The sequence below is a fragment of the Rhodococcus sp. 14-2496-1d genome (assembly GCF_002259365.1).
GTDB lineage: Bacteria > Actinomycetota > Actinomycetes > Mycobacteriales > Mycobacteriaceae > Rhodococcoides.
On record NZ_NPFV01000009.1, the window covers coordinates 202,841 to 225,067 of the forward strand.

At 64.3% G+C, this 22,227-nt stretch carries 25 protein-coding genes; 8 read left to right on the forward strand and 17 right to left on the reverse strand.

Annotated features, from left to right (window positions below; all coding sequences use genetic code 11):
- Nucleotides 1–5: 5 nt before the first annotated feature.
- A complete protein-coding gene (locus tag CH296_RS28840; RefSeq protein WP_179277645.1) occupies nucleotides 6–179 on the reverse strand; it encodes a hypothetical protein in 174 nt (57 codons plus the stop codon).
- A gap of 60 nt (nucleotides 180–239) precedes the next feature.
- Between CH296_RS28840 and CH296_RS28540 the strand changes: the two genes are divergently transcribed.
- The gene (locus CH296_RS28540) at nucleotides 240–485 is read left to right on the forward strand and encodes a hypothetical protein (protein ID WP_143546328.1); all 246 of its coding nucleotides are present in this window, start codon (nucleotides 240–242) and stop codon (nucleotides 483–485) included.
- On the opposite strand, the gene CH296_RS06325 is transcribed toward CH296_RS28540, so the two are convergent.
- Nucleotides 467–1,666 (reverse strand): lipid-transfer protein, encoded by a 1,200-nt coding sequence (locus CH296_RS06325; protein ID WP_255137228.1) that lies wholly within the window; start codon nucleotides 1,664–1,666, stop codon nucleotides 467–469. The two genes, CH296_RS28540 and CH296_RS06325, sit on opposite strands and share 19 nt — an antisense overlap.
- Before the next feature lie 301 nt (nucleotides 1,667–1,967).
- Between CH296_RS06325 and CH296_RS29860 the strand changes: the two genes are divergently transcribed.
- A complete protein-coding gene (locus CH296_RS29860) occupies nucleotides 1,968–2,558 on the forward strand; it encodes a CsbD family protein (protein ID WP_094630263.1) in 591 nt (196 codons plus the stop codon).
- A gap of 87 nt (nucleotides 2,559–2,645) precedes the next feature.
- Here CH296_RS29860 and CH296_RS06335 read toward each other — a convergent pair whose 3' ends face one another.
- The 3 genes from CH296_RS06335 to CH296_RS06345 all read right to left on the reverse strand — a co-directional run bounded on the left by CH296_RS06335 (nucleotide 2,646) and on the right by CH296_RS06345 (nucleotide 5,468).
- On the reverse strand, nucleotides 2,646–2,942 hold the full coding sequence (locus CH296_RS06335; RefSeq protein ID WP_032376174.1) for a hypothetical protein: 297 nt from the start codon (nucleotides 2,940–2,942) through the stop codon (nucleotides 2,646–2,648).
- Between the two features lie 105 nt (nucleotides 2,943–3,047).
- Nucleotides 3,048–4,013 carry an alpha/beta hydrolase gene (locus CH296_RS06340; RefSeq protein ID WP_373453486.1) on the reverse strand — a complete coding sequence of 322 codons (966 nt, stop codon included), beginning with the start codon at nucleotides 4,011–4,013 and terminating at the stop codon, nucleotides 3,048–3,050.
- A 177-nt stretch (nucleotides 4,014–4,190) separates the two neighbouring features.
- The gene (locus CH296_RS06345) at nucleotides 4,191–5,468 is read right to left on the reverse strand and encodes a hypothetical protein (RefSeq protein WP_094684272.1); all 1,278 of its coding nucleotides are present in this window, start codon (nucleotides 5,466–5,468) and stop codon (nucleotides 4,191–4,193) included.
- A gap of 79 nt (nucleotides 5,469–5,547) precedes the next feature.
- Here CH296_RS06345 and CH296_RS06350 point away from each other — a divergent pair, with 79 nt between their 5' ends.
- Nucleotides 5,548–5,946, forward strand: a complete 399-nt coding sequence (locus CH296_RS06350; RefSeq protein ID WP_094684338.1) for a hypothetical protein — start codon at nucleotides 5,548–5,550, stop codon at nucleotides 5,944–5,946.
- Between the two features lie 93 nt (nucleotides 5,947–6,039).
- Here CH296_RS06350 and CH296_RS06355 read toward each other — a convergent pair whose 3' ends face one another.
- The 3 genes from CH296_RS06355 to CH296_RS06365 all read right to left on the reverse strand — a co-directional run bounded on the left by CH296_RS06355 (nucleotide 6,040) and on the right by CH296_RS06365 (nucleotide 8,566).
- The gene (locus tag CH296_RS06355; RefSeq protein ID WP_094684273.1) at nucleotides 6,040–7,362 is read right to left on the reverse strand and encodes an NAD(P)/FAD-dependent oxidoreductase; all 1,323 of its coding nucleotides are present in this window, start codon (nucleotides 7,360–7,362) and stop codon (nucleotides 6,040–6,042) included.
- A 109-nt stretch (nucleotides 7,363–7,471) separates the two neighbouring features.
- On the reverse strand, nucleotides 7,472–8,089 hold the full coding sequence (locus CH296_RS06360) for a DUF305 domain-containing protein (protein ID WP_094684339.1): 618 nt from the start codon (nucleotides 8,087–8,089) through the stop codon (nucleotides 7,472–7,474).
- A gap of 81 nt (nucleotides 8,090–8,170) precedes the next feature.
- On the reverse strand, nucleotides 8,171–8,566 hold the full coding sequence (locus CH296_RS06365) for a DUF6153 family protein (RefSeq protein ID WP_094630259.1): 396 nt from the start codon (nucleotides 8,564–8,566) through the stop codon (nucleotides 8,171–8,173).
- Between the two features lie 149 nt (nucleotides 8,567–8,715).
- Between CH296_RS06365 and CH296_RS06370 the strand changes: the two genes are divergently transcribed.
- Nucleotides 8,716–9,594, forward strand: coding sequence for a universal stress protein (locus CH296_RS06370; protein WP_094630258.1), 879 nt, complete (start codon nucleotides 8,716–8,718; stop codon nucleotides 9,592–9,594).
- A complete protein-coding gene (locus tag CH296_RS06375) occupies nucleotides 9,591–11,981 on the forward strand; it encodes a phosphoketolase (RefSeq protein WP_094684274.1) in 2,391 nt (796 codons plus the stop codon). The genes CH296_RS06370 and CH296_RS06375 overlap by 4 nt, the downstream gene beginning before the upstream one ends.
- Nucleotides 11,982–11,992: 11 nt before the next feature.
- Here CH296_RS06375 and CH296_RS06380 read toward each other — a convergent pair whose 3' ends face one another.
- The 4 genes from CH296_RS06380 to CH296_RS06395 form a co-directional block, all read right to left on the reverse strand.
- Nucleotides 11,993–12,877, reverse strand: a complete 885-nt coding sequence (locus CH296_RS06380; RefSeq protein WP_094645882.1) for a universal stress protein — start codon at nucleotides 12,875–12,877, stop codon at nucleotides 11,993–11,995.
- Nucleotides 12,874–13,716, reverse strand: a complete 843-nt coding sequence (locus CH296_RS06385; RefSeq protein ID WP_094683555.1) for a universal stress protein — start codon at nucleotides 13,714–13,716, stop codon at nucleotides 12,874–12,876. The genes CH296_RS06380 and CH296_RS06385 overlap by 4 nt, the downstream gene beginning before the upstream one ends.
- A gap of 107 nt (nucleotides 13,717–13,823) precedes the next feature.
- Nucleotides 13,824–15,527, reverse strand: a complete 1,704-nt coding sequence (locus tag CH296_RS06390; RefSeq protein WP_037193952.1) for a GAF domain-containing protein — start codon at nucleotides 15,525–15,527, stop codon at nucleotides 13,824–13,826.
- Nucleotides 15,520–16,185, reverse strand: a complete 666-nt coding sequence (locus CH296_RS06395) for a response regulator transcription factor (RefSeq protein WP_094684340.1) — start codon at nucleotides 16,183–16,185, stop codon at nucleotides 15,520–15,522. The genes CH296_RS06390 and CH296_RS06395 overlap by 8 nt, the downstream gene beginning before the upstream one ends.
- 194 nt (nucleotides 16,186–16,379) lie before the next feature.
- On the opposite strand from CH296_RS06395, the gene CH296_RS06400 reads away from it, so the two are divergent.
- Together CH296_RS06400 and CH296_RS06405 are read left to right on the forward strand one after the other, a co-directional pair.
- On the forward strand, nucleotides 16,380–17,291 hold the full coding sequence (locus CH296_RS06400) for a universal stress protein (protein WP_179274706.1): 912 nt from the start codon (nucleotides 16,380–16,382) through the stop codon (nucleotides 17,289–17,291).
- A gap of 124 nt (nucleotides 17,292–17,415) precedes the next feature.
- A complete protein-coding gene (locus tag CH296_RS06405; protein WP_094630252.1) occupies nucleotides 17,416–17,946 on the forward strand; it encodes a flavodoxin domain-containing protein in 531 nt (176 codons plus the stop codon).
- Between the two features lie 58 nt (nucleotides 17,947–18,004).
- Here the strand turns inward: CH296_RS06405 and CH296_RS06410 are convergent, their stop codons facing one another.
- The 3 genes from CH296_RS06410 to adhP all read right to left on the reverse strand — a co-directional run bounded on the left by CH296_RS06410 (nucleotide 18,005) and on the right by adhP (nucleotide 20,441).
- On the reverse strand, nucleotides 18,005–18,424 hold the full coding sequence (locus tag CH296_RS06410) for a hypothetical protein (protein ID WP_094684276.1): 420 nt from the start codon (nucleotides 18,422–18,424) through the stop codon (nucleotides 18,005–18,007).
- A 137-nt stretch (nucleotides 18,425–18,561) separates the two neighbouring features.
- Entirely contained in the window at nucleotides 18,562–19,293 is a 732-nt protein-coding gene (locus tag CH296_RS06415) for a GAF and ANTAR domain-containing protein (RefSeq protein WP_094684277.1), read from the reverse strand.
- Nucleotides 19,294–19,430: 137 nt separating this feature from the next.
- The gene (gene adhP, locus CH296_RS06420; protein WP_094684278.1) at nucleotides 19,431–20,441 is read right to left on the reverse strand and encodes an alcohol dehydrogenase AdhP; all 1,011 of its coding nucleotides are present in this window, start codon (nucleotides 20,439–20,441) and stop codon (nucleotides 19,431–19,433) included.
- A 256-nt stretch (nucleotides 20,442–20,697) separates the two neighbouring features.
- Between adhP and CH296_RS06425 the strand changes: the two genes are divergently transcribed.
- Nucleotides 20,698–21,156 carry a DUF1003 domain-containing protein gene (locus CH296_RS06425; protein WP_094630249.1) on the forward strand — a complete coding sequence of 153 codons (459 nt, stop codon included), beginning with the start codon at nucleotides 20,698–20,700 and terminating at the stop codon, nucleotides 21,154–21,156.
- Here the strand turns inward: CH296_RS06425 and CH296_RS06430 are convergent.
- Together CH296_RS06430 and CH296_RS06435 are read right to left on the reverse strand one after the other, a co-directional pair.
- A complete protein-coding gene (locus CH296_RS06430) occupies nucleotides 21,131–21,631 on the reverse strand; it encodes a flavodoxin domain-containing protein (protein WP_179277646.1) in 501 nt (166 codons plus the stop codon). The genes CH296_RS06425 and CH296_RS06430 overlap by 26 nt on opposite strands.
- The gene (locus CH296_RS06435) at nucleotides 21,628–22,059 is read right to left on the reverse strand and encodes a hypothetical protein (protein WP_141214667.1); all 432 of its coding nucleotides are present in this window, start codon (nucleotides 22,057–22,059) and stop codon (nucleotides 21,628–21,630) included. Before CH296_RS06435 ends, CH296_RS06430 begins: the two co-directional genes overlap by 4 nt.
- Between the last annotated feature and the right edge of the window lie 168 nt (nucleotides 22,060–22,227).

Below are 22,227 nucleotides of genomic sequence, written 5' to 3' on the forward strand. Positions count from 1 at the left end.
GGTCTTCATCGAGGCCACCTGTCCACCAGCGCTGCGGTGCGACGATGCAGATCGTTGAAACGGCAGACCAGATACGCCAGCCACGCCAACTCTGTCGGAGGATCGGGAATCAGAGTCGAAGGCAGGCGAGCGAATGCGTCGCCGGACAGCGAGCGAGCATTCGCAGGGTAAGCCGTCACGTCACTGGACACGACCGGAGGCGCCGACCGAACGTCGTAGACTATCGCGAATTCGAGTTCGTGTTGATTCCGATGCGCGAACACCGCAACGAATTCCGGATGCCCCCACCTCGCGATATCCCACGTTATCGCCCCGACATCGATTGCAGCTCGAAAGAGCCAGTGCTGCATGTGAGTTCGCGCTTCGTCGTCGACGGTGAAGCGATCCACATCGTAGAAACCGTCGAGGCGACGAACGCGATCCCTGTTCAACGTCAGCAAGTCCGGCACCGCGCGGTGCCCAGGTTTCACATCACCGAACGGTAGGCGGTCACCACCGCAGCACCGCCCAGCCCGATGTTGTGCTGCAGAGCAATTCGCGCACCGGGCACCTGACGGTCCCCGGCTGTCCCACGCAGCTGCCACGTCAATTCGCTGGCCTGGGCCAGACCGGTGGCACCGAGGGGATGACCTTTGGAGATCAGTCCACCGGAGGGATTGACCACCCAGGTGCCGCCGTAGGTGGTCAGATCCTGATCGATCAACGTCCCGCCCATGCCCTCGTCGCACAGCTCCAGAGCCTCGTAGGTCAACAGCTCGTTGACCGAGAAGCAGTCGTGCAATTCGATGACATCGATGTCGGTGGGGCCGATGTTCGCTTGCTCGTACACTTTTCGAGCTGCGTGACGGGTCATGTCCGCGCCGACGATGCTGATGGCACTGTGGTCGTCGAACGTGGACGGCAGATCGGTGACCATTGCTTGCCCCACGATTTCGACCGCCCGATCCCACAGTCCACGCCGCTCCACGAATGCCTCACTTGCGAGTATCACCGCACCGGATCCATCGGAGGTGGGCGAACACTGCAAGCGTGTCAATCCCGCAGGCTCGTAGATCATCTTCGATGCCGTGACGTCGTCCAGCGAGTACTCGTCGTCGAATTGCGCGTACGGATTGTTCACCGAATGGCGATGGTTCTTCACCGCGATCCGCGCGAACTGGTCGGTGGTGGTGCCGTACTTGTCCATGTGTTCGCGCCCCGCCGCGCCGAACATCCAGGGCGCGGCCGGAAACTGGAAGTCGAACAGCTCTGCCTCGGCCTGGATGTGCAGCCCGAGCGGCATGGCTCGATCCTCGTAGGCCACCGACAGCGAACCGGGCTGCATCTTCTCGAACCCGAGCGCCAGGACGCAGTCGGCGAGGCCGCCCCGGATCGTCTGAGTCGCCAGATACAGGGCCGTCGATCCGGTGGAGCAGTTGTTGTTGACGTTGGTGATAGGAATGCCGGTCATGCCGAGCTCGTAGACGGCGCGTTGACCGGACGTCGAATCTCCGTACACGTACCCCACATGCGCCTGTTCGACGTCTGCGTACGAGACACCTGCGTCGGCGAGGGCCGCGGTACCGGATTCCCGGGCCATGTCCGGATAGTCCCACCCCGGTTTGCTGCCGGGCTTCTCGAACTTGGTCATCCCGACGCCGATGACGAACACTCTGTTGCCGCTCACGGTTCTGGGCGCTCCCCTCGGCATGGAATCGACCACGGTGGCGGTCGGCGCATCCGTGCGGACACCCGTCGACTGTGGCGTAGAACCGATCTTTTCGACAGGTGCACTTCACCGACATTTCGACCGCCTGGATGGACACAATGCACAACGCCGAGTGCGCCCGGTCGATAGTGACCCATCACACTCCCGTCGGACGTATGTTTCGGAGCAGCCGGTTCGACTCATACTTATCGGCGTCCTCCGCGACGCCCCCAGCTCCGGATGACCGGAGACGACCTACACGAAAGAGGTACGCACCGATATGGCCGACTTCATCGACAAGGCTCAGCACAAGGCAGAAGAACTGGCCGGGACTGCGAAGGAGAAGGCAGGCGAGGCAACCGGTGACGACAGCCTCCGCGCCGAAGGTGCCACCGACCAGGCCAAGGCCAACACCCACCAGGCCGCCGACAAGGCTTCCGACGTAGCAGAGAATGTTGCCGATTCCGCTGCCGGTGCAGCCAAGGAGGCCAAGCATGCCGCCTCCGACGTCGCCGACAAGGCGGCCGACGTTGCCGAGGACGTCAAGGACACCGTCAAGGACAAGGTCGCCAACGTCGATGCCGACGACGTGAAGGAGAAGGCCTCCCAGGTCGCCGACAAGGCAGCCGACAAGGCCTCCGCCGTCGCCGACGACGTGAGGAACACGGTTCGCAACATCGACAGCGACGATGTCGCCCAGGCCGCGAAGGTCGGCACCCCCGTCATCGCCGCCATCGCAGCCGTTGCCGGCGCTGTCGCGTTCGTGCTGATCCGTCGACGCAACCGTCGCAACAGTGCTGCGCACCTGTTCGTGCCGTCGAAGCGCACCACCCGCAAGCTCGCCAAGAAGGCCCGCAAGCACAGCTTCTGAAGGTAATTGCGCAGAAAGCCCCGCCTCCATCGAGGCGGGGCTTTCTCGTCCCTACAGCTTTTGTCGTCCCTACAGCTTCTGTCGTCCCTACAGGGGCTTGAGTGCCCGGCTCGGCACCCAGTGCGTGACGGTTTCGCTTCGGTCTCGCGACATCAACTCGTACGTGACGCGACCGAGCCAATCCCCGTCCACGGTGATGGACCATTCGACCAGGTCGCCCGGTACGACGCGTCGTACGTCGAATCCCTCGGGGTTGAACTTCGACGCGTGGTGTGGCGGTAGTGGATAGAGGATGTTCAGGTCGATCCAGACCTTCAGCGGCGGGCGGAGCAACTTGAAGGGGCGCACGGCGGACGCCGGTCGAGGTTGTGCGCGCCGTGCCATCGTTCGATCATACGTTCGATTTCTGCACCGATCCACCGCCTCGGGAAACGAAGAACGGCCACCTGCACGCGGGGTGCAGGTGGCCGTTGTTCGGTGTTCCGAGGATCAGATGCCGAGCGATCCCGCCAGGAAGGGCCAGGACTTGTGCAGGTCGTCCTGCCAGTAGCCCCACGAGTGGTTTCCGATCGGGCGGAAGTCCACGGTGGCCGGGATGCCGAGCTGGTCGAGGCGCTTGGCCAGGTTCGAGGTGCAGAAGTTGGTGGCAACTTCGATGCCGCCGCCGACGATGACCTGGTTGGCGAGCGTCGCCGGATCGTTCTTCAGGCGCGGGTTGGCGAAGGTGTCGTTCGGTGCACCCGGCAGGCCGCTACCGGTGCTCATGTAGATCTGCGTTCCGCGGAGCTTCTCGGCGTTGAGCAGCGGATCGTTCTCGCGCCACACTGGGCCGTCGAGCGGGCCCCACATGTTCTCGACATTGCCGCCGCCGTAGGTCTCGACGACGAGCTTGACGAACTGCTGACCGATGGGGTCGGAGGTCTGAGCGCAGCCACTGTAGGCAGCGACGCCGGCGAACTTGCCCGGGTACTTGATCGCGATGTTGAGAACCGAGGTGCCCGTCATCGACAGCGCTGCGAGCGACTGGCGGCCGTTGGTGTCGAACTGGGCGTCGATCAGCGGGGGCAGTTCTTCGCCGAGGAAGGTGCTCCACTTGTTGCTACCGAGCTTCGGATCGTCCTGCAGCCAGTCGGTGTAGTACGACCACTTGCCCTTCTGCGGGGTCACGATGTACGCGTTCTTGTCCGAAAAGAATGCCTCGGCGTCGGTCTGCGACTGCCACGATGCTGCATCCTCGCCGCCGCCTGCGCCGTTGAGCAGGTACAGCACCGGGCGGGACACGCTCTCGTCGGCGGGGCGCTGCACCGTCACGGGAATGGTGCGGTTCATCGACGCCGAGAACACCTGGAGCTGAACCTGGCGGTTGTCGAGGGTGTTCACCGACTCGATTCGCGATCCGTTGCTCGACTGCGTCGTGGCCGCAGGCAGTTCGTCTGCGGACGCGACGGGCGTCATCAGCGCGGTCGGAAGAATCGCCACTGCGAGGGCGACGGCCGTAGCCGAACCGATTCGCCGGAAGCCGTGTCGTCGAGATCGTGGCACGCTGTTTCACCTTTTCGTCGAGTTACACCGGTCGAGTCTCTACATCGGCCGAAGATGAGGTGACGTTACCTCGAGCAACCGTCCGAAGCGTCACGGACCGGACGATTCCGAGACTCGATCGTGATGCTCCGGGCGGTCGCCGCGGGTGGCGAAAATGCAGGCCGCGACGACGATCACCGCAGTCACCACACCCACGGGTAGCGGCGAATACAGCGAGACGATGGGCCGCTCGTGGTCGTCGGATGTGCCGTCCGTCCAGAAGAATTCTCGCGGCGGCACCGGAGCAGACACCCAGAACAGCGTCAGCGCGAACGGAATCAGGGGCGTGATGCTCGACGCCACCGCGCGCACCGGTTGCATCGATCCGACGGCCAGGCCGAGGGCGACCGGATACAGAGTGCAATACGCAACGGTTCCAACGACATTGACCGCACTGTTGTCCATCGCGATCAGACCGGTGGCCGTGACCACGGCGAGGACCACGAGCGCGAGGGTCGACAGGTCTCGGTGCAGACCCACCCGTATCGCGCCGACGAACAGCACAGCGGCGACGGCGAATACCCACCACGACGCGTCCGACCATGCCAGCGAGTTCACCCCGGACGCCGCGATCGCCAAGCCCAGCATGAGGTATCGGCCGTCGCGACCGTCGAGCTTCAGCGCGGCGGCGTAGGTCAGCGCGACGGCGATCGCGACGGCGAAGATCCACATCCTCATCGTCGACGCCGTGTTGCCGAGGTAGGTGTAGACGATCAGGTACACGAGGGCGAGTACGCCGACGACTGCAGCATCGGACGCCTCCAATCCGATAACGGGTGATCGCAGGGTCATGGTGACCAGCAGCGCTGCGGTCACGAGGAGAACGAGCAGAGGGACGGTCGATTCGACGTACTGCGGCGCCAAACTGTCCATCCACCGTCCCTCACGTGGTCCGCGTAGTGGCGAGATTGCGCTGTAGAACAGCATCGAGCCCAGCAGTCCTGCTGCAATACCGGCGGACGGAAACCCCCGTCCAGCGGCGATGAATCCGCAGACGCCGACCAAAACGCCGGAGCCGAGGGCGTTGGTCGTCACAGCTTGATTGGAAGCGATCGGTACGAATGACGGCAGTGCGATCACCACCGCCCCGAGCGTGGCGGCCACTGCAGCCGACACCCGGGGGCGGCGGCGATGAATTGCCGCGAGCACGACCACAGCGGCCATCACGGCGAGTGAGCCTGCCCACTGCGCGGTCACGAATGCCCCGTACCACTTACCCGAGGACTCGATGTGGAACGAATCCTGGCCGAGCGATTCCCGAATCGAGTGTCCGGCAACAAATCCACCGCATACCGTTGCCGCAACGGGCCCGTACCGATCCGCGATCATGCCTTCAACCTAGAGGTGTTCCCACCAGACGAGTGTCTGTGGTCTATTGGGTGCCCGCCCCGCGAAGGAGTCGATCGAGATGTTTCGTCGCACCGCCGTCATTGCTTGCGTCATTGCAAGTGCCGCCGCCCTCGGCATGGGAACGGCCGCCGCCGACGAGTGGCCTACTCCGCCGCCGTATCCGAGTCCGTCTGCTCCACAGGACGTCACCGGACTGTTCCTCACGCCTCAGGACCCGGACTACTGGAACCCCTTCGTCAGCGAGAATCGACTCACCTCGCCCTACGGCAACAGCACCCGCATCGTGTGCACCGGATTTCACGGCGTGCTCGGCTCCTGCTGGCAGGCCGATTCGAATGGCAACCCGCACAAGCTGATTCTGCTGAACATGAACTATCCGGGTTCGACGGGCCAGCTGCTGCCCGGCGGCGGTCCCGGGCACTTCGTCTACCCCGGTTTCATCCCCGGCATCGGCTGACCCCGTCGACACCGGAAGCAACTGACCTGAGCGTCCACTATTCGCCCCCGAAAGCGGGATTCCGTGTGAGGGTGAAAATAGTGGACGCTCACGTCAGTTGTACGGCTTACGCGCCGTTTCCGGGTCGCCGTACGTGATGGCCCGTTCGCGTCGGGTGCCGGTGGCCAAGGTTGCGGCCCAGTTGATCAGTGTCCCCACGCGGTTGCGGTTGCCGGCCAGGAACGCGATGTGGATGACGCCCCACGACACCCAGCCGAGGAACCCGGACATGCGCAGCGGCCCGGCCTGCACCAGCGCGTGACCACGGGCGATGTAGGCCGCGGTGCCGAGGTCTCGGTACTCGAAATCCTTTCGCGCAGAACCGGACAGGTCCGCTGCGATCGCCGCGCCCGCTGCTCGGCCGCCCTGCATCGCCACTTCGGCGACGCCCGCAAGCTTGTTCAGCGACATGATGTCTCCGACGACGAAGACGTTGCGGTGTCCCGGGATCGAGAGATCCGGTTGCACGGCGATGCGCCCGGATCGGTCCTGTTCGACGCCCATCGCGTCGGCGAGTTGCTTCACGAACGGAACGGCTTCGACGCCTGCGGTCCACAGCACCGTGTGAGTGTCGTAGCGAGTGACCGTCTTCGGCTCGGCCTTGGCCGTGACCTCGACGTCGGTGGCCGTGACATCGGTGACGTGCACCCCGAGATGCGTCTCCACACCCACGGCATCGAGGGTGCGCTGCGCCTTCTTCGTCAACGAGTCGGGGAACGATTCGAGTACGCGGTCGCCGCCGTGGAACAGCAGAACTCGCGCTTCCGACGGGTGAATCGAATCGAACTCCTTTGCCAACGCTCTGGTGGCGAGTTCTCTTATCTGGCCGGCCAATTCGACTCCGGTCGGGCCTCCACCGGCCACCGCGAAGGTGAGCCACGGCCTGCGCTCCTCGGGGGTGGGGAGAGACTCGGCCATCTCGAAGGCGGAGATCAACTTTCGCCTGATCGCAAGGGCGTCGTCGAGGGTCTTCATCCCCGGTGCCCACTGCACGTATTCGTCGTGGCCGTGGTACGCCTGCTGCATTCCGACGGCAACGACGAGGTAGTCGTAGGGCAGCTCGAACGTCGAGCCGTCGAACCGACTCGCCGTCACCACTCCGCCGTCACCCGCTGAGCCGTCGACACTGGGGGTCACCGAGGTCGCTTCACCCAATGCCACATACACGTTCTTCTGCTTGCGCAGCAGGTGTCGCAGCGGACTGGCGATCGAGCCCTCCGACACCAGACCGGTGGCGCATTGGTAGAGCAGCGGCTGGAAGACGTGCGAGGTACCGCGCTCGAGCACAGTGACATCGACGTCTTCGTTGCGCAGACGCCGTGCCGCGTGGAGTCCGCCGAATCCTCCACCGATGACCACAACCCGTCGACGTGCCATTGCGAACTGTCTCCCTCGGACCGATGTGCGGAGAAGGATTCTCCGATTTTTCAGCCTACTCGAGGGCCGCACCCCCGATACGGGGATGCGGCCCTCGCTTCGGTGCAGCTCAGCCGAGCAACGTCCGCATGGTGTCGATTTCCTGCTGCTGTGAGGCCACGATCGTGCGAGCCATCTCCTGCGCGTCGGGGTTCGAGCCGTCGGCGATCTCGATGTTCGCCATCTCGATCGCACCTTCGTGGTGCTCGATCATCATCGTCAGCCATCGGCGGTCGAACTCGGGACCGGCGGCCGCAGTCAACGCGTCCATGTCCTGCTGGGTCATCATGCCTGTGCCCGAGCCGTGGTCCATCTCGCCCATGTCGGACGAGGGTGCGGGCTGACCCCATTCGGCGAGCCAGGCGGTCATCCGCTCCATTTCCGGTTGCTGCGCGGCTTCGATCGCCGACGCCAATGCCACGACGTCCGGATTGTCGGTGCGGCCCTCGACCATTGCCGCCATCTCGATTGCCTGTGCATGATGCGGGTACATCATCCGAGCGAACATCACGTCCGCATCATCGAACTGAGCGGATGCGTCGGCCTGGGTAGATGGCACCGACGACGAGTTCGACGCGCCCATCGAATGGCCCTCCATCGGCATGTCGGAAGTGTCGCTGCTGCAGCCGGCGACGAGGAATACGCTCACGGTGGCGGCAGCCAGCGACGCGACGAGTGTTGTACGCATGTGAAACTCCTTGAACAAGTGCGAAATACAGGGATCTGGGTATGCCGATCCGCCGGTGGTGTGCCTCCACCGGACTGCATGTCACACTCGTAAGGTCACCGATCTGTCCAGCTCCCAGAGGGTCCACGGCGGCGCACGCTCCGAGATGGAGTCGGTGCGCCCACCGATACCGTCGTCCGACATCGGGGCGTGGACGACATCGACGCTCGTCGCCGGGACCGACAACGCAGCCCACGCCACCGTGGTTCCCGCGCACGGATGCATCATCTGATGCGTCGACGGGCAGTCGTGTTCGCCGTCCGCCACCTGTACCGGATCCTCGTGGTGGGTCGTCGACGCCATGGCAGCGTGTTCGCTGCTCACCGACATGGTCGGTGTCACCGAGTGCATCAGCAGCACCCCGAAGATCGTCAGCGCGATCAGCAATCCGGTCGCCGAGGCGAAGCCCGGGCGACTGCGTCGGATCACTGAATGCATGACATCGACGATAGCAAGACATACCCCCTAGGGGTAACTGGTAGGGACTTCCGCCCCGCACCGAAGGACTTCCGCCTCTGTCCGCATCGGCCCCACTCGGTAATGCTCGAGGTGTTCCACACGCGAAGGTCAATGGACGGGACAAGGTCATGACTGCATCGAACCGGATAGTCGTCGGAGTCGACGGATCCGCCACATCCCTCGGCGCGGTCCGCTGGGCGACGCGCGAGGCTGTTCGACGCCACGCCCCGCTCGAGCTGGTCACGTCGTCGCTGTTTGCACCGGGAACCTACGGTGACGCCATCAGCCTTCGGATGGGCGCGTTCACGGACCCCGATATCGAGGCCAAGCGTGTGCTGACCGCAGCGGTCGACGTTGCGCACAAGACGGCGGCCGGTAATTCACTGATTCTCGACACTCGCCTCGAGCACGGCTCCGCTGCAAGAAACCTGACGCATTTCGACGTCGCACCCGCCATGATCGTCGTCGGGTCGAGGGGTCTCGGCGAGTTCACCGGTGGACTGATCGGGTCGGTCAGCACCGCGGTGGTATCGCACGCCAAATGCCCTGTCGCAGTGATCAAATCGACCATCGTCGGCGACGGACCGGTCGTCGTCGGTGTGGATTGCACGTCCAACAGCCAACCGGCCATCGGGTTCGCCCTCCAGGAAGCATCGCTGCGGGGGGTCGACCTCGTTGCGGTGCACGCCTGGAGTGACCTCGAACTGGGCAGCGTGTTGACGCGCGACGACGAGGGACCGTGGGTCGACTCCGAACTCGCCGAGAAGACGTCGTTGGCGGAGAGCCTGGCCGGATGGTCGGAGGACTATCCGGACGTCACCATCCACCGGGTGGTGGTTCGGGACAGGCCGGTTCGTGAACTGGTCCGTGCGTCCGATACTGCGCAGTTGATCGTCGTGGGGAGCCGTGGTCGGGGCGGATTCGCGTCGATGCTTCTCGGTTCCACCTCACGTGCGGTGCTGCATTCGGTGGACGTTCCCGTCGTCGTCGTTCCCACGAACCGATGACCACGCCGACCGTCGACACCACATACGATTCCGAGAAATTGGACGCAGACCTGCGTTATTGGGCTGCGGCGAACTATCTGACGGTGGCTCAGATCTACCTGCAGGACAACGTATTGCTGCGTCGGCCACTGGAAACGAAGCACATCAAGCCGAGGCTGCTCGGGCATTGGGGCACCAGTCCCGGCCTGTCGATGATCTACACCCTCCTCAACCGCGTGATTCGCCGAACCCATTCGGACTGGCTGTACGTCACCGGGCCGGGACACGGCGGCCCGGCGATGGTGGCGAACACCTACCTCGAAGGCACGTACAGCGAGATCTACCCGGACGTCTCGCTCGACAACGACGGAGTCCGACGGCTGTGCCGTCAATTCTCTACTCCCGGAGGCATTCCGAGCCACGTGAGCGTCCAGACCCCGGGCAGCATTCACGAGGGCGGCGAGCTGGGCTACGCCCTCGTCCACGCCGCCGGCGCAGCGTTCGACAATCCCGATCTGATCGTCGCCTGTGTAGTCGGGGACGGTGAGGCCGAAACCGGTCCCCTGTCCGGTTCGTGGAAGATCCCCGCATTTCTCAACCCGGTCCGTGACGGCGCAGTGTTGCCGATCCTGCATCTCAACGATGGAAAGATCTCCGGCCCGACGGTTCTCGGTCGTAGCGCCGACCTTTCAGTCGAACGCTTCCTACGGAGCCAGGGGTGGACACCGATCTTCGTCGAGGGCACCGACCCGCGAGAGGTGTTCCCGGCCCTAGAATCTGCCCTCACCCGCGCCCACGATGCGATCGGGAGAGTTCGGCACGCCGCACGAGGCGGCAACCCACGAGGCGACATCGCCTGGCCCGCCATCGTTCTGCGTACGCCCAAGGGCTGGACCGGTCCGCACGAGGTGGACGGCAAGCGCATCGAGGGCACCCACTGGGCGCACCAGGTGCCGTTGTCGGGTGTCCGAGAGAATCCTGCACACCTGGAACTGCTCGAGAAGTGGCTGCTGTCCTACGATCCCCGATCGTTGTTCGACGACAACGGTGCCCCGGTGGCGTCGATTCGGGAGCTCGCACCGTCGGGCACCGAACGTCTCGGTGCCACCCCGTACGCAAACGGCGGTGTGCTGCTGCAGCCCTTGGTCATTCGAGACCTCGAGAACTACGCGCTCACCGTCGAGTCCCCTGGTCGCACGTCGCACGAGACGACCACCGTACTCGGGGAGATGATGCGCGATATCTACCTCGACAACGCCCAGCCCAACGGCGGCGGCAACTTTCGCCTGTTCTGTCCCGACGAGACCGCGAGCAACCGCCTGCAGGCCGTGTTCGAGGCCACCGACCGGTGCTGGCAGCTGCCGACCACCGAGTTCGACGACGATCTCGGTCCCGACGGCCGCGTGATGGAGGTGCTCAGCGAGCATCTGTGCGAGGGCTGGCTCGAGGCGTATCTGCTGTCGGGTCGACACGGCCTGTTCGCGAGCTACGAGGCCTTCGCCATGGTGAGTGTGTCGATGCTGATTCAGCACACCAAGTGGCTGCAGCACGCCGCCACACTCGCATGGCGAGCACCGGTCGCGTCGCTCAACGTGCTGCTCACCAGCACGTGTTGGCGCAACGACCACAACGGATTCAGCCATCAGGGTCCCGGACTGATCGACGCGGTGATTCCCCTGGCACCGGACGTCGTGCGCGTATGGCTACCACCGGATTCCAATACCCTCCTCGCCGTTGCCGATCATTGCTTCCGCAGTCGAGGTCACGTCAACGTTCTGGTGGTGGACAAGCAGAGTCACCCGCAGTATCTGACGCTTCCCGAGGCACGGGCGCATGCAGCGGCGGGTGCGTCCCGCTGGGACTGGGCCGGCACCGAGGAGACCGGTACCGAGGAAGATCCCGAGATCGTTCTGGCGTGTGCCGGCGACGTGCCGACCGAGGAAACCCTGGCGGCCGCACAGTTGTTGCGCACGTGGACTCCCGAGCTCAGGGTCCGCGTGGTCAACGTCATCGATCTGATGGCATTGCTCCCCGTCGTCGATCATCCGCACGGATTCTCCGACGAGCAGTTCGTCGATCTGTTCACCGCCTCTGTCGATGTGGTCTTCGCGTTCCACGGCTATCCCCGCGCGGTGCACCAACTGATGCACGGCCGACCCGACGCCCAGCGGTTCCATGTTCGCGGATTCATCGAACAAGGCACCACCACAACACCGTTCGACATGGTGGTGCTCAACAAGATCAGTCGCTATCACCTCGCGCTCGCAGCACTCGACCGAGCGGGCACTGCGCCGGCCGGTGCCGAACGACTGCGGCAGCACTGCCAGGACCAACTCGTTCGGCACGATGCCTACATCCGGGAACATTTCGAGGATCTTCCCGAGATTCGACAATGGCGGTGGTCGTGACCGCGAGGTGACTACCCGCGGGCGATGATCAGCGGACAGTCGACGCGGTGGGCCAGCGACCGGACGGTGGATCCGAGAAGTCGGTCGCTGAAACCGTTGCGGCCGCTCGAACCGACGACGACGGCCTGCGCCCGCGGTGATACCTCGAGGATCTTCTCGACCACGTTGCCGCGCAATATCTTCTGCTGTACCACGACGTCCGGGTACTGATCGCTCCAGCCGGACAGGCTCTCTGCCAACACGGTTCGACCGTTCGAAAGGATCGCATCGGACCTGTCGGTGGCGGACGCGTCGGGCGCCGAGATCAGTTCGTCCGTCGACACGTGGACTGCAACCAGTTCCGCTCCCCGGAGTGAGGCTTCGTCGAAGGCCAACCGAACAGCGTTCTGGTTGTGCGGCGACCCGTCGATTCCGAGGACAACAGGGCCTCCCGACGAGTGCAGCTCCACGCTTCCCGGCACGATGACCACAGGGCAGTGCGCTTGAACGGCCACCGCGGTGCTCACCGAGCCGAGCAGTTCGGCGAAGTATTCGCCGTTGCCACGCGAACCGACCACCATCATCGAGGCACTCGATGACTGCTCCAGCATGGCCTGAATCGTCGGTCCCACAATCGATTCACTCGTGATGACGAGCGCGTCCGGGTTGTTCACCGAACGTCGAGCGACCAGCGACGCCCAGGCGAGGATCGACTCTGCGGCCGTGTGCTCCTCGGAGCCGATGTGCGACGGCAACGCGACGAAGCTGGTGTACAGAGCCTTGACTTGGTATGCGGACACCAGCTTCACCGGTACCCCACGCAACTCGGCCGCATGCGCGGCCCATCCGACTGCGTCGAGCGACGAGCCGGAACCGTCGACACCGACAACGATCGGAGACTGCCTCGAGGTACTCATGCGTGCGGGACGACGAGGACGGGGCAATGGGCTTGCCGCAGTACGGCGGTCAGTGTTCGTCCGGGCACTCGGTCTCGCTCGTGACCGACCACCATCAGCTGGGCTGTCTCGGAGACCGCCACCAGTTCCGATCCCGAGTCGGCCTCGGCATACACCGACGCCACACGAATGTCGGGATAGTCCGCGCCGAAGGGTTCGAGCCGAACGTCCATTGCCGATTCGGGGTGTAGCCCGTCGCCCGGGCCGCTGAGAGCGGACGCGAGAATGGAGGAGACAGCCTGAGTGTGCACCGCCAAGACGCTGGCCGCCCTGATCGATGCCTCGTGAAATGCCTGAGCCACCACGACATCGGCTTGCGAGACGTCGGCGTCACCCAGGGCTGCAACGACCGGGCCGCGGCGTTCGGCGTCGAAATGACGGACGATCGCGACGGGGTGGGGCGATGCTTCGACCACGGCACCGACCATCGATCCGAGTACCCAGGCGGCCACCGCACTGCCGGTGGTGGTCCCCAGTACCAGCAGAGACGCAGATCCGGCCTCGGTCGACATCACCGATTCGGGCCGACCCTGCAGAACGACCGATTCCACGAGAACCGCCGGATCGATCGCTGCGGCCGCATCCTCTGCGCGACTCAATGCCGCGCGGGCATAGTCACCGTCGACATCCGGAGCGCCGTAGACGGTTTCGGGCACCGCATGTCTGTCGATCACGTGGATCAAGCGAAGTGACGTGCCCCGCCCGCGTGCCTCCTGCACGGCGAACCGAACCGCATCGAGTGCGGTCTCCGATCCGTCGATTCCGACCACGACCGGTCCGGTGGAATGTGAAGTGTTCATCAGATGCCTCTCGATGGTGCGCGTCTACGACGAGAACGCTACGAGCGCAGGCACACCTGGCACAGCAGTCCGAGGTCATCGGAACAAGTGACCTAGGTCGTCCGCCGTCAGGGCAGCGGTACCGACCAGATCAGCTCGGTGCCACCTGCGTCGGCCGCGGACGACCCGAAGGTCATCGTGCCGCCGCAGTCGACTGCCCGCGCCTCGAGGTTCGCCAGTCCACTGCGAGTGATGTTCTCGTCCAGTCCGATTCCGTCGTCGGAGACCTCGATGCGGAGATCGTCCCCGACCGCCAGGGTGACGTTGACGGTCTGGGCCCGAGCATGGTGGACGACGTTGCTCACCGCTTCGCGAATGACGGCAACGGCGTGGTCGGCGAGGGTACTGTCGATGACCGACAGGGGCCCGAACATGCGAACCACGGCGCGAATGGGAACGCTTTCGGTGAGTTCGAGGACGGCTCCGTTGACGCGCTGCCGTAGACGAGTGGTCGAGTGTGTCGAGCTCTGCAGGTCGAAGATCGTCGTACGAATGTCCTGCACGGTGTCCTGCAGGTCGTCGATGGTGCGAGTCAGACGTTGACGAATGTCGTCGAGCTCGGTCTTCTGCAACGTGCTCTGCAGCGACAATCCGGCCGCGAAGATCCGTTGGATGACGTGATCGTGAAGGTCTCGGGCGATCCGATCACGGTCCGCGAGAACGTCGAGCTCGTGCATGCGCCGCGTGGTGTCGGCCATCTCCATCACGAGTGCGGCCTGGTCGGCGAAGCTGGAAATGAGATCGAGTTGAGAGTCGCTGAAGACCGGTCCGCCCTTTCGGCGCAGCGTCACCAGGACGCCTCGCACGCCGTCGGCTACCCGAAGCGGCGAGATCAGGGCCGGGCCGAAGGTGTTCGCCACATGCGCGTTGGGTCGGTAGTCCAGCTCCTCCTTGCGGGTAGCGGTCCGAAGGCGATATGCCGCACCGGAACTCGATCCCTCGATCGGGATGAGCGAACCCACCAGAGCGTCTGCGTCGTGCCCCTCGGCGACCGAGATGACCAACCGGGAGACCGTGTCCGAGTTCGGAGCCGCGTCGGCGGGAACAGCGATGAACGCACTGTCGGCCCCGGTCAGATGCAATGCCCGCCTCGACACCATGTGCAGCACTTCGTCGATGTCGCTCCCGGCCAACAGTTCGGTACCGATGTCCCGCATCGCTTCCATCCACGATTGCCGGATCCGCGACTCCTCGTACAGGTGTGCGTTCTCGATCGCGATTCCGGCCGCCGAGGCGAGAGCCCGGGTGACCACCTCGTCGTCCTCGGTGAACTGGGCTCCGTCCTTCTTCTCGGTGAGGTACAGGTTTCCGAACACCTCGTCACGCACCCGAATGGGCACGCCGAGAAACGATTTCATCGGCGGATGGTTGGGAGGGAAGCCCACTGCCTCCGGATGCGACGACAAGTCGTCGAGTCTGAGCACATGAGGTTGGTCGATGAGCAGACCCAGCACACCTCGTCCGGTGGGAAGTGGGCCGATCGCCTCGCGCACCTGCTCTTCCATGCCGTGATGGATGAACGCCTTCAGCTCGTGACCCTCGCCGCGCACGCCGAGTGCACCGTACCGGGCACCGACGAGGTTGACGGCCGACTCCACGATCGACCGCAACGTCACCTCCAGGTCGAGGCCCGAGGTGATGACGAACATCGCATCGAGCAGACCGTCCGCCTGTACTCGTGCATCCGCGATGCGACCGATTCGGTCCTGCACCTCGGCCAGCAGTTCACCGAGGCGGAGCTGCGGAAGACCCGGTCCGCGGTGATCATCCATCCGACGGCCCGGATTGCGCTCGCGGATGCGTTTCGGCCAGCCTCGACGCGTACACCGCTGCCTGGGTGCGGCGCTCCATCCCGAGCTTGGCCAGCAACCGGGAGACGTAGTTCTTGACGGTTTTCTCCGCCAGGAACATTCGAGCGGCGATCTGCCGATTCGTCAGCCCCTCCCCCAGGAGGTCGAGCAATGTCCGTTCCTGCCCGGTGAGGTGATCGATCGGTCCGGGAGCGGCCGTGCCCGCCCGCAGCTTGTCCATCAGCGCGGCCGCTGCGCGATTGTCCAACAGCGACCGACCGGAGCCGACATCCTTGATCGCGCGAGTCAGCTCCATACCGGTGATGTCCTTGACGACGTAGCCGCTCGCGCCGGCGAGGATCGCGTCGAGCATGGCCTGGTCCTCGGTGAACGAGGTCAGCATCATGGTCTTGAGATCGGGCAGTCGGTCGAGCAATTCGCGGCAGAGCTCGATGCCGTTGCCGTCGGGCAGTCGAACGTCGAGAACGGCGACGTCCGGCCTCAACGCGGGAATACGAGCGAGTGCCTGTGCGCAACTTCCGGCTTCACCGATCACGGAAAGATCGGGATCGGAATCGATGAGATCGATCAGACCTCGACGCACGATCTCGTGGTCGTCGACCAAGAACACTGTGACCACGTCCAACCCCTCACCCGCGTCCTCGGTGGGCGCATCCTTTCCCAACACTACGGACCCGCACACGGGAGAGCTCGACCTTTGGTCATCGAAAGTGGGGTCGAAAGTCCCTGATCTCGGTGTAGTTGTCCTGGCGCGCGGATGCCGAGCCGAAGAGTCTGATGGAGCTCTGGCACCACCTCGAAGGGACTCATCAGATGGGCAGATCCCACACCGTCGTCGGAGTCGACGGTTCAGCCGCGTCTCTGGACGCTGTCCGGTGGGCCGTGCTCGATGCCGAACTGCACGGCTCCGACCTGACTATCGTCTCGGCCGTCCCGACGGTTCTCACGGGCCTCGATGCCCTACCCGAACGGACATCCGCGCATCTGAGGTTCGAGACGAACCGCATTCTGGACGAGGCGATGTCGATAGCCCGGCCGACGGGGTCGGCCGTGTCCACCATCGCCGTCGACGTGGTTCTGTCGGACCGCCCCGCCGCTGCCGCTCTACTCGAGATGTCCGAGACGTCTCGGATGGTTGTCATCGGGACACGCGGACTCGGTGCGGCACAACGCACGTCGTTGGGTTCGGTCAGCGTCGCGCTGAGTACGCATGCACACTGCCCGGTCACGGTCGTACATGCATGGCCGATGAGCGGCTACACGGGGTTCGAGGCGGTCGTGGTCGGCGTCGATGGGACCTCGGCCGCCATGGCCGCGGTGGAGCGGGCGTTCGAAGAGGCAGAAGTCCGAAGCGCTCCACTCACCGCACTGCACGCGTGGGCCGATTCGGATCTGTCGATAGGGATGTCGGTTCCCGGCCTCGATTGGGCGGACCATCGACCCGAAGCCGACGGCGTGTTGGCAAGGGCCGTCGATGATTGCGCGCGTCGGCATCCGACGGTGACACTACGACAGGTGGCGGTCAGAGACCGACCGGTCCACGCACTGCTGGACCACGCGCAGAGCGCCCAACTGGTGGTGCTGGGCAGTCACGGTCGCGGAGGATTCGCCGGAATGATGCTCGGCTCGACCAGCCGCTCGGTGATGGCACGCGCATCGTGTCCGGTCACCGTTGTGCCCAGTGCCGCGCGCAACAGAACGCCTGCGACGAAGGAGTACCTGTGAAAACTGCGGAAGAACTGTTCGACCCGCGACATGCGTGCGCCGATCCGGATCGACTGCAGCACCTGACGGACATGAATCATTTTGCACTGCAATTCAACCGAAGCCGAACCGACAGGACATCCACATGCGCATACTGATCGCAACAGCAAGCCGCCACGGCGCCACCCGAGAAATCGGACAGTGGCTGGGCTCGTCGATTCTGCGGGAACTGTCCAGCATCGACAGCACGACGACAGTCGATGTTCGTGATGCCCGCGACGTGGACAGCATTGCCGAGTACGACGCCGCGATAATCGGCAGTGGCGTGTACATGGGCCGATGGCTCCGAGACGCACGCGCGCTGGTCACCAGGGAACAGGCCGAACTGGAGGCAATTCCTGTGTGGCTCTTCTCGAGTGGCCCGGTGGACGACAGCACTCCGCCGAGAGCTCGGCCGAAAGAGACCGAGGCCGACTGGGTGATCGAGCATCGCGTGTTCGGTGGCAAGCTGACGAACTCGCGGTTGTCACTGTTCGAGCGTGCCGTCGTGCGACTGATCGGTGCCTCCGATGGTGACAGCAGATCACGAGCAGAGGTCATGTCGTGGGCGGTGGTCATCGCCTCCCATCTCACACCTTTTGTGCTCCAGGCCGATGAGGCCTCTCGGCTCAATTGAACGCCGAAGACGAGTGACCGCGGACTCCCTCGTCCACCTGGGTGCTCGGCTCCGGGACCTACGGCCGAGCGGGTGGAAACCAACCCCGAGCGTCACGCAGGGTGCGGCCGGCCTCGTCGACTGTCGATCGGTTCCAGCGCTCGGCGACTCTGCGTAATTCTGCACGCGCTTCGGCAACCGTGCGGCCACTGGCAACAAGAACACCGATTGCCTGGTTCACCTCACTCACATCGGCAAGAGATCGCGGCTCGGAAGCCCGGGAATCGGTTCCGCCGCGGACCGGATCTCTGGTCCCTATCACCACGTCGAACCGTTCACCGTCGACGATCGACGTCAGGGTGATCGAGCCGACATCCGAGACGGCCACATCGATGTCGGCCGCCAACTGCCCGGCCAAGCGCGCGAGATCGACGGACGAGTTGTCCAGTGATTCGGTCAGCGTCGCAAGATCGTCCAGCAATCGAGGCGGAAGTTTCATCGAGAATCCAGGTGCGGCCCGATCGCCGATTCGATTCGTCCGATATACCCGCGGCATCCTGCCGGGCGGGTATGCGAGCGCGAGGAAAAGTCGGACTCGATGCCTCGGAATGCGCTCGCGGCTCGAACGCTACGCCCTTACGTGCGGGAACGGGAGCGGGCCGTCTTCATCGCCTCGCCCACCATGGCCTCAGCGACCACTGCGACTTTCTTGTGCTCGCTCTGGCTCAACGATCGGAGCTTGTCGTACCCCTGGGCTCCGGTGCATCCGCTTCGGCTGATCAGCACCCCGATCGCCTGGTCGATAACGGAGCGATTGCTCAGTGCCATCTCGAGCTGCTCGGTGAGCCGGGCGGCACTCGACAGCGCCCGCGCGTTCTGCACCGAGACCGCAGCCGGTACCGCGAACAGGTCGCCCAACTCTGCAGCGCGAGCATCGAACGCGTCGGGCCGGCGCGCGTAGACATTCATCGCGCCGAGCACACCGCCTGCGGTGATCAGCGGAAGAGACAACACGCTGTGCACTCCCATTCGACCGACCTTCGGACCGAATTCCGGCCACTGAGGGTCGGTTTCGAGTGAACCGGATCGAACGGTGATGCTCTCGGCAGCTGCGGTGATGGAGGGGCCTTGGCCGAGTCCGTACTGAATGTCGTCGACGGCACGGACGAATTCCGCGCTCGCGACAATCGTGTCGGGGCGGTCGGGATGCAGGAGCGTCAATCCGGCACCGTCCGCGCCGGGAACGGCCCGAACTGCAAGTTGCGCCACGTGAGAGAGGGTGTCGGACAGAGACAGATCGGTCATCGGCAGTTTGCTGAGGTCGACCAGGCTCGACCGGAGGTCGTCTTCGTGTTCCCCTGCGTTCATCACTGCTCACTCCGTTGTGGGCACACATGCCTTTCGGGTATGCGCCTGCCCACCCCGACCTTACGGCTTCACCGACAGCCGAGTCGCTCGGACGAAGGAGCACCGGGATCGGTCCACTGCGACCGACGAGGTCCACGTCAGAACTCGAACACCTGGCGAGCGGTGACGCGGCCACCCATGAGGTCGTCGAAGCACTCGTTCACTTCGTCCAACTTGCGCGATACGGCCGATACCGTGGTCCGCCCGGCCTCGTGCAGTGCGAATACTTCACGTAGGTCCTTTCGCGTACCGACGATCGAACCGAGGACGGAGATTCCGCCGACGACCGTCTCGAAGATCGGGACCGGGAACACACCGTGAGCGGGCATCGAGACACACACCAGTCGACCGCCGCGGCGAAGCGAACGGAAGGCCTGATCGAACACGCTCGGGATGACGGCCAACACGATGGCCACATCGGCTCCGCCGAGCGCCTTGATCTCCTCGACGGGGTCGACCTTCGACGAGTCGACCGTGTGATCGGCACCGAGTTCACGTGCAAGTTCGAGCTTCTCTTCCTCGATGTCGACTGCGGTGACGAATCCGCCCGCGATCTTGGCGTACTGCACCGCCATTTGGCCCAGTCCGCCGACGCCGAAGATGGCCACGCGCTGAGCCGGTGTGACACCGCCGACCTTGACTGCCTTGTAGGTGGTGACGCCGGCACACGTCAGCGGAGCGGCGTCGAACGAGGAGATGCCGTCGGGAACGCGGACGACGTATTTCGCATGGGCCACAGCGTATTCGGCGTAGGCCCCGTCGATCGAGTAGCCACTGTTCTGCTGTGTCTCGCACAGCGTCTCCCATCCGGACACGCAGTGATCGCATTCGCCGCACGCCGAACCGAGCCACGCGATCGCCACGCGTTCGCCGATTCGACTCGTGTCGACCTGCGATCCCACGGCCTCGATCACGCCGATTCCCTCGTGCCCGGGAACGAACGGCAGGGTCGGCTTGGCCGGCCAATCCCCCTGCGCTGCATGAATATCGGTGTGACAGACTCCGCACGTCTCCATCTTCACCAGCACCTGCTCCGGTGCGGGTGTCGGGATAGGGATGTCCTTGACGACCAGGGGTCCGCCGAACTCGGTGACAACAGCAGCTTTCATCGTGGATTTCCTCCAACTATCGAAACCAGTGCCGTTCTCGACCATCGAGCAATGCACACTGTCGATGGTCGGCGCTGCGGCACTCGGCATGTAGGGCCGGAAGTCACCGCCGGTTGGGGACGTCTACCGAACCGGCAGCTCGGGAGCAGAAAGGCCCGAGAAGCAGGGGATTTCGCCCCTGACGCTCATCGACGAGTTGGACCACACTCGGCAGCATGGATTCTGCTGCACACTCCCGATCGAAGACCTGCGAGCGATGAACCTGTGGCGAAGACACCCGGGCGTCCGGACCGGTGATGCCCTGACCGCCGGTGAGCGAGCGGCGGACTACGTCCGAAACGGGATGGGCTCCTGGCCGTTCGTGTTCCTGTTTCTGGGCACCATGGCGCTGTGGGCCGCCTACAACCAGAGCGACGGATTCGACCCGTACCCGTTCATCCTGCTCAACCTGTTCCTGTCGATGATCGCGGGACTCCAGGGAGCGATTCTGCTGATCTCGGCGAAACGCGCGGACTCGGTGAGCAGTGAGGTTGCCGTACACACACTTTCGAACACCGCCCTACTCCAGGACATGATCGAGGCCAATACCGTCCTGACGGAATCGGTGGCGCAGCTGGCGGCCGAGATTCACACGCACGTCTGTCCGTCGGCGCACCGCACGAGTGCAGAGACATCACCGGCGAAACAGGTCACGAACCACGCTTCTCTGCATTGAGCCACGCGAGTATCTCTCGGGCCCCATTGCACACGAGTACCCAGTCGCGGAAGTCTCCTGCGACTGCCCCGGAGTTCTCGAAAATCTGACGCTCCCCCGCCGAAAGTCGCTCTGGCACCAGCTTCCCGGGAAACGTTCGGTGTGCGGTCGCATGCATCAGTGATACTGCGTGTGCCGCGTCGGAAGTGACGTTGACCGGCCTGTCGCTCGAGTGCAGCGGCCCACAGGAGAACAGCCACACAGGTGGATGTTCGGACCTCGACAACCTGTCGACCAGAGCCTTCGCGGCTGGAACCCAGCGATCCGAGTAGACAGCGCTCCCGATGACCAGAGCGTCGTAGCCGTCCACGCGGACCACGGATTCCGGTGCCCGCACATCGACGTCGACACCACAGTGCTCGAAGACTCGACCCATTTCCTGGCCCAGACTGTGGGTCGCTCCATGCCGACCTGCGGTGGAGACAAGTATTTTCATGTCTCGTCCGACAGGAGGTATGCGGATTTGCCCGCCGCCACCGTCATCCGCCATCCGTGGACCGCAATGACGAACCCCAGTACTCCGAACGATCCCAGCAGCCAACTCGTCTCACCGGTCACCGCCGAGTGCACGATGATCCAGGCAACCAGGAGCACGCCGGCGATATGAGCCATCGGACCCGACCGTCCGCCGCCTGCGAAGGCAGACGCCGCAGCGAGCCCCATGGGAACGCCGACGACCAACACCAGCGACAGTGCTGTCAGTGTCACAGACACTTTCGCCTCGACGTAGGAACTCGGATCGATTGCACCCGAGGCCAATCCGATCGCAGCACCGAACGCGTTGATCGATACCCCTCCGCAGACTGCGCCGAGCCACGGCGATCGCCGGTTGCGCTCGGTTGCCACTCGCGTTGTCGATGTCATCGTTCCAGTCTGTGCGGCAAGAGATCAATTGCGCTAGAGCACAAAGTACTTGCCGCTCGACTACCTGAATCAGGTCTCAGCGTCCGAACCACGACCGCATGCTTCGACGCTCCTTCACGGGCGGGCTCGAATCCTCGTTGCAGGCGCAGCGGTCGGCTGCGGCAACCG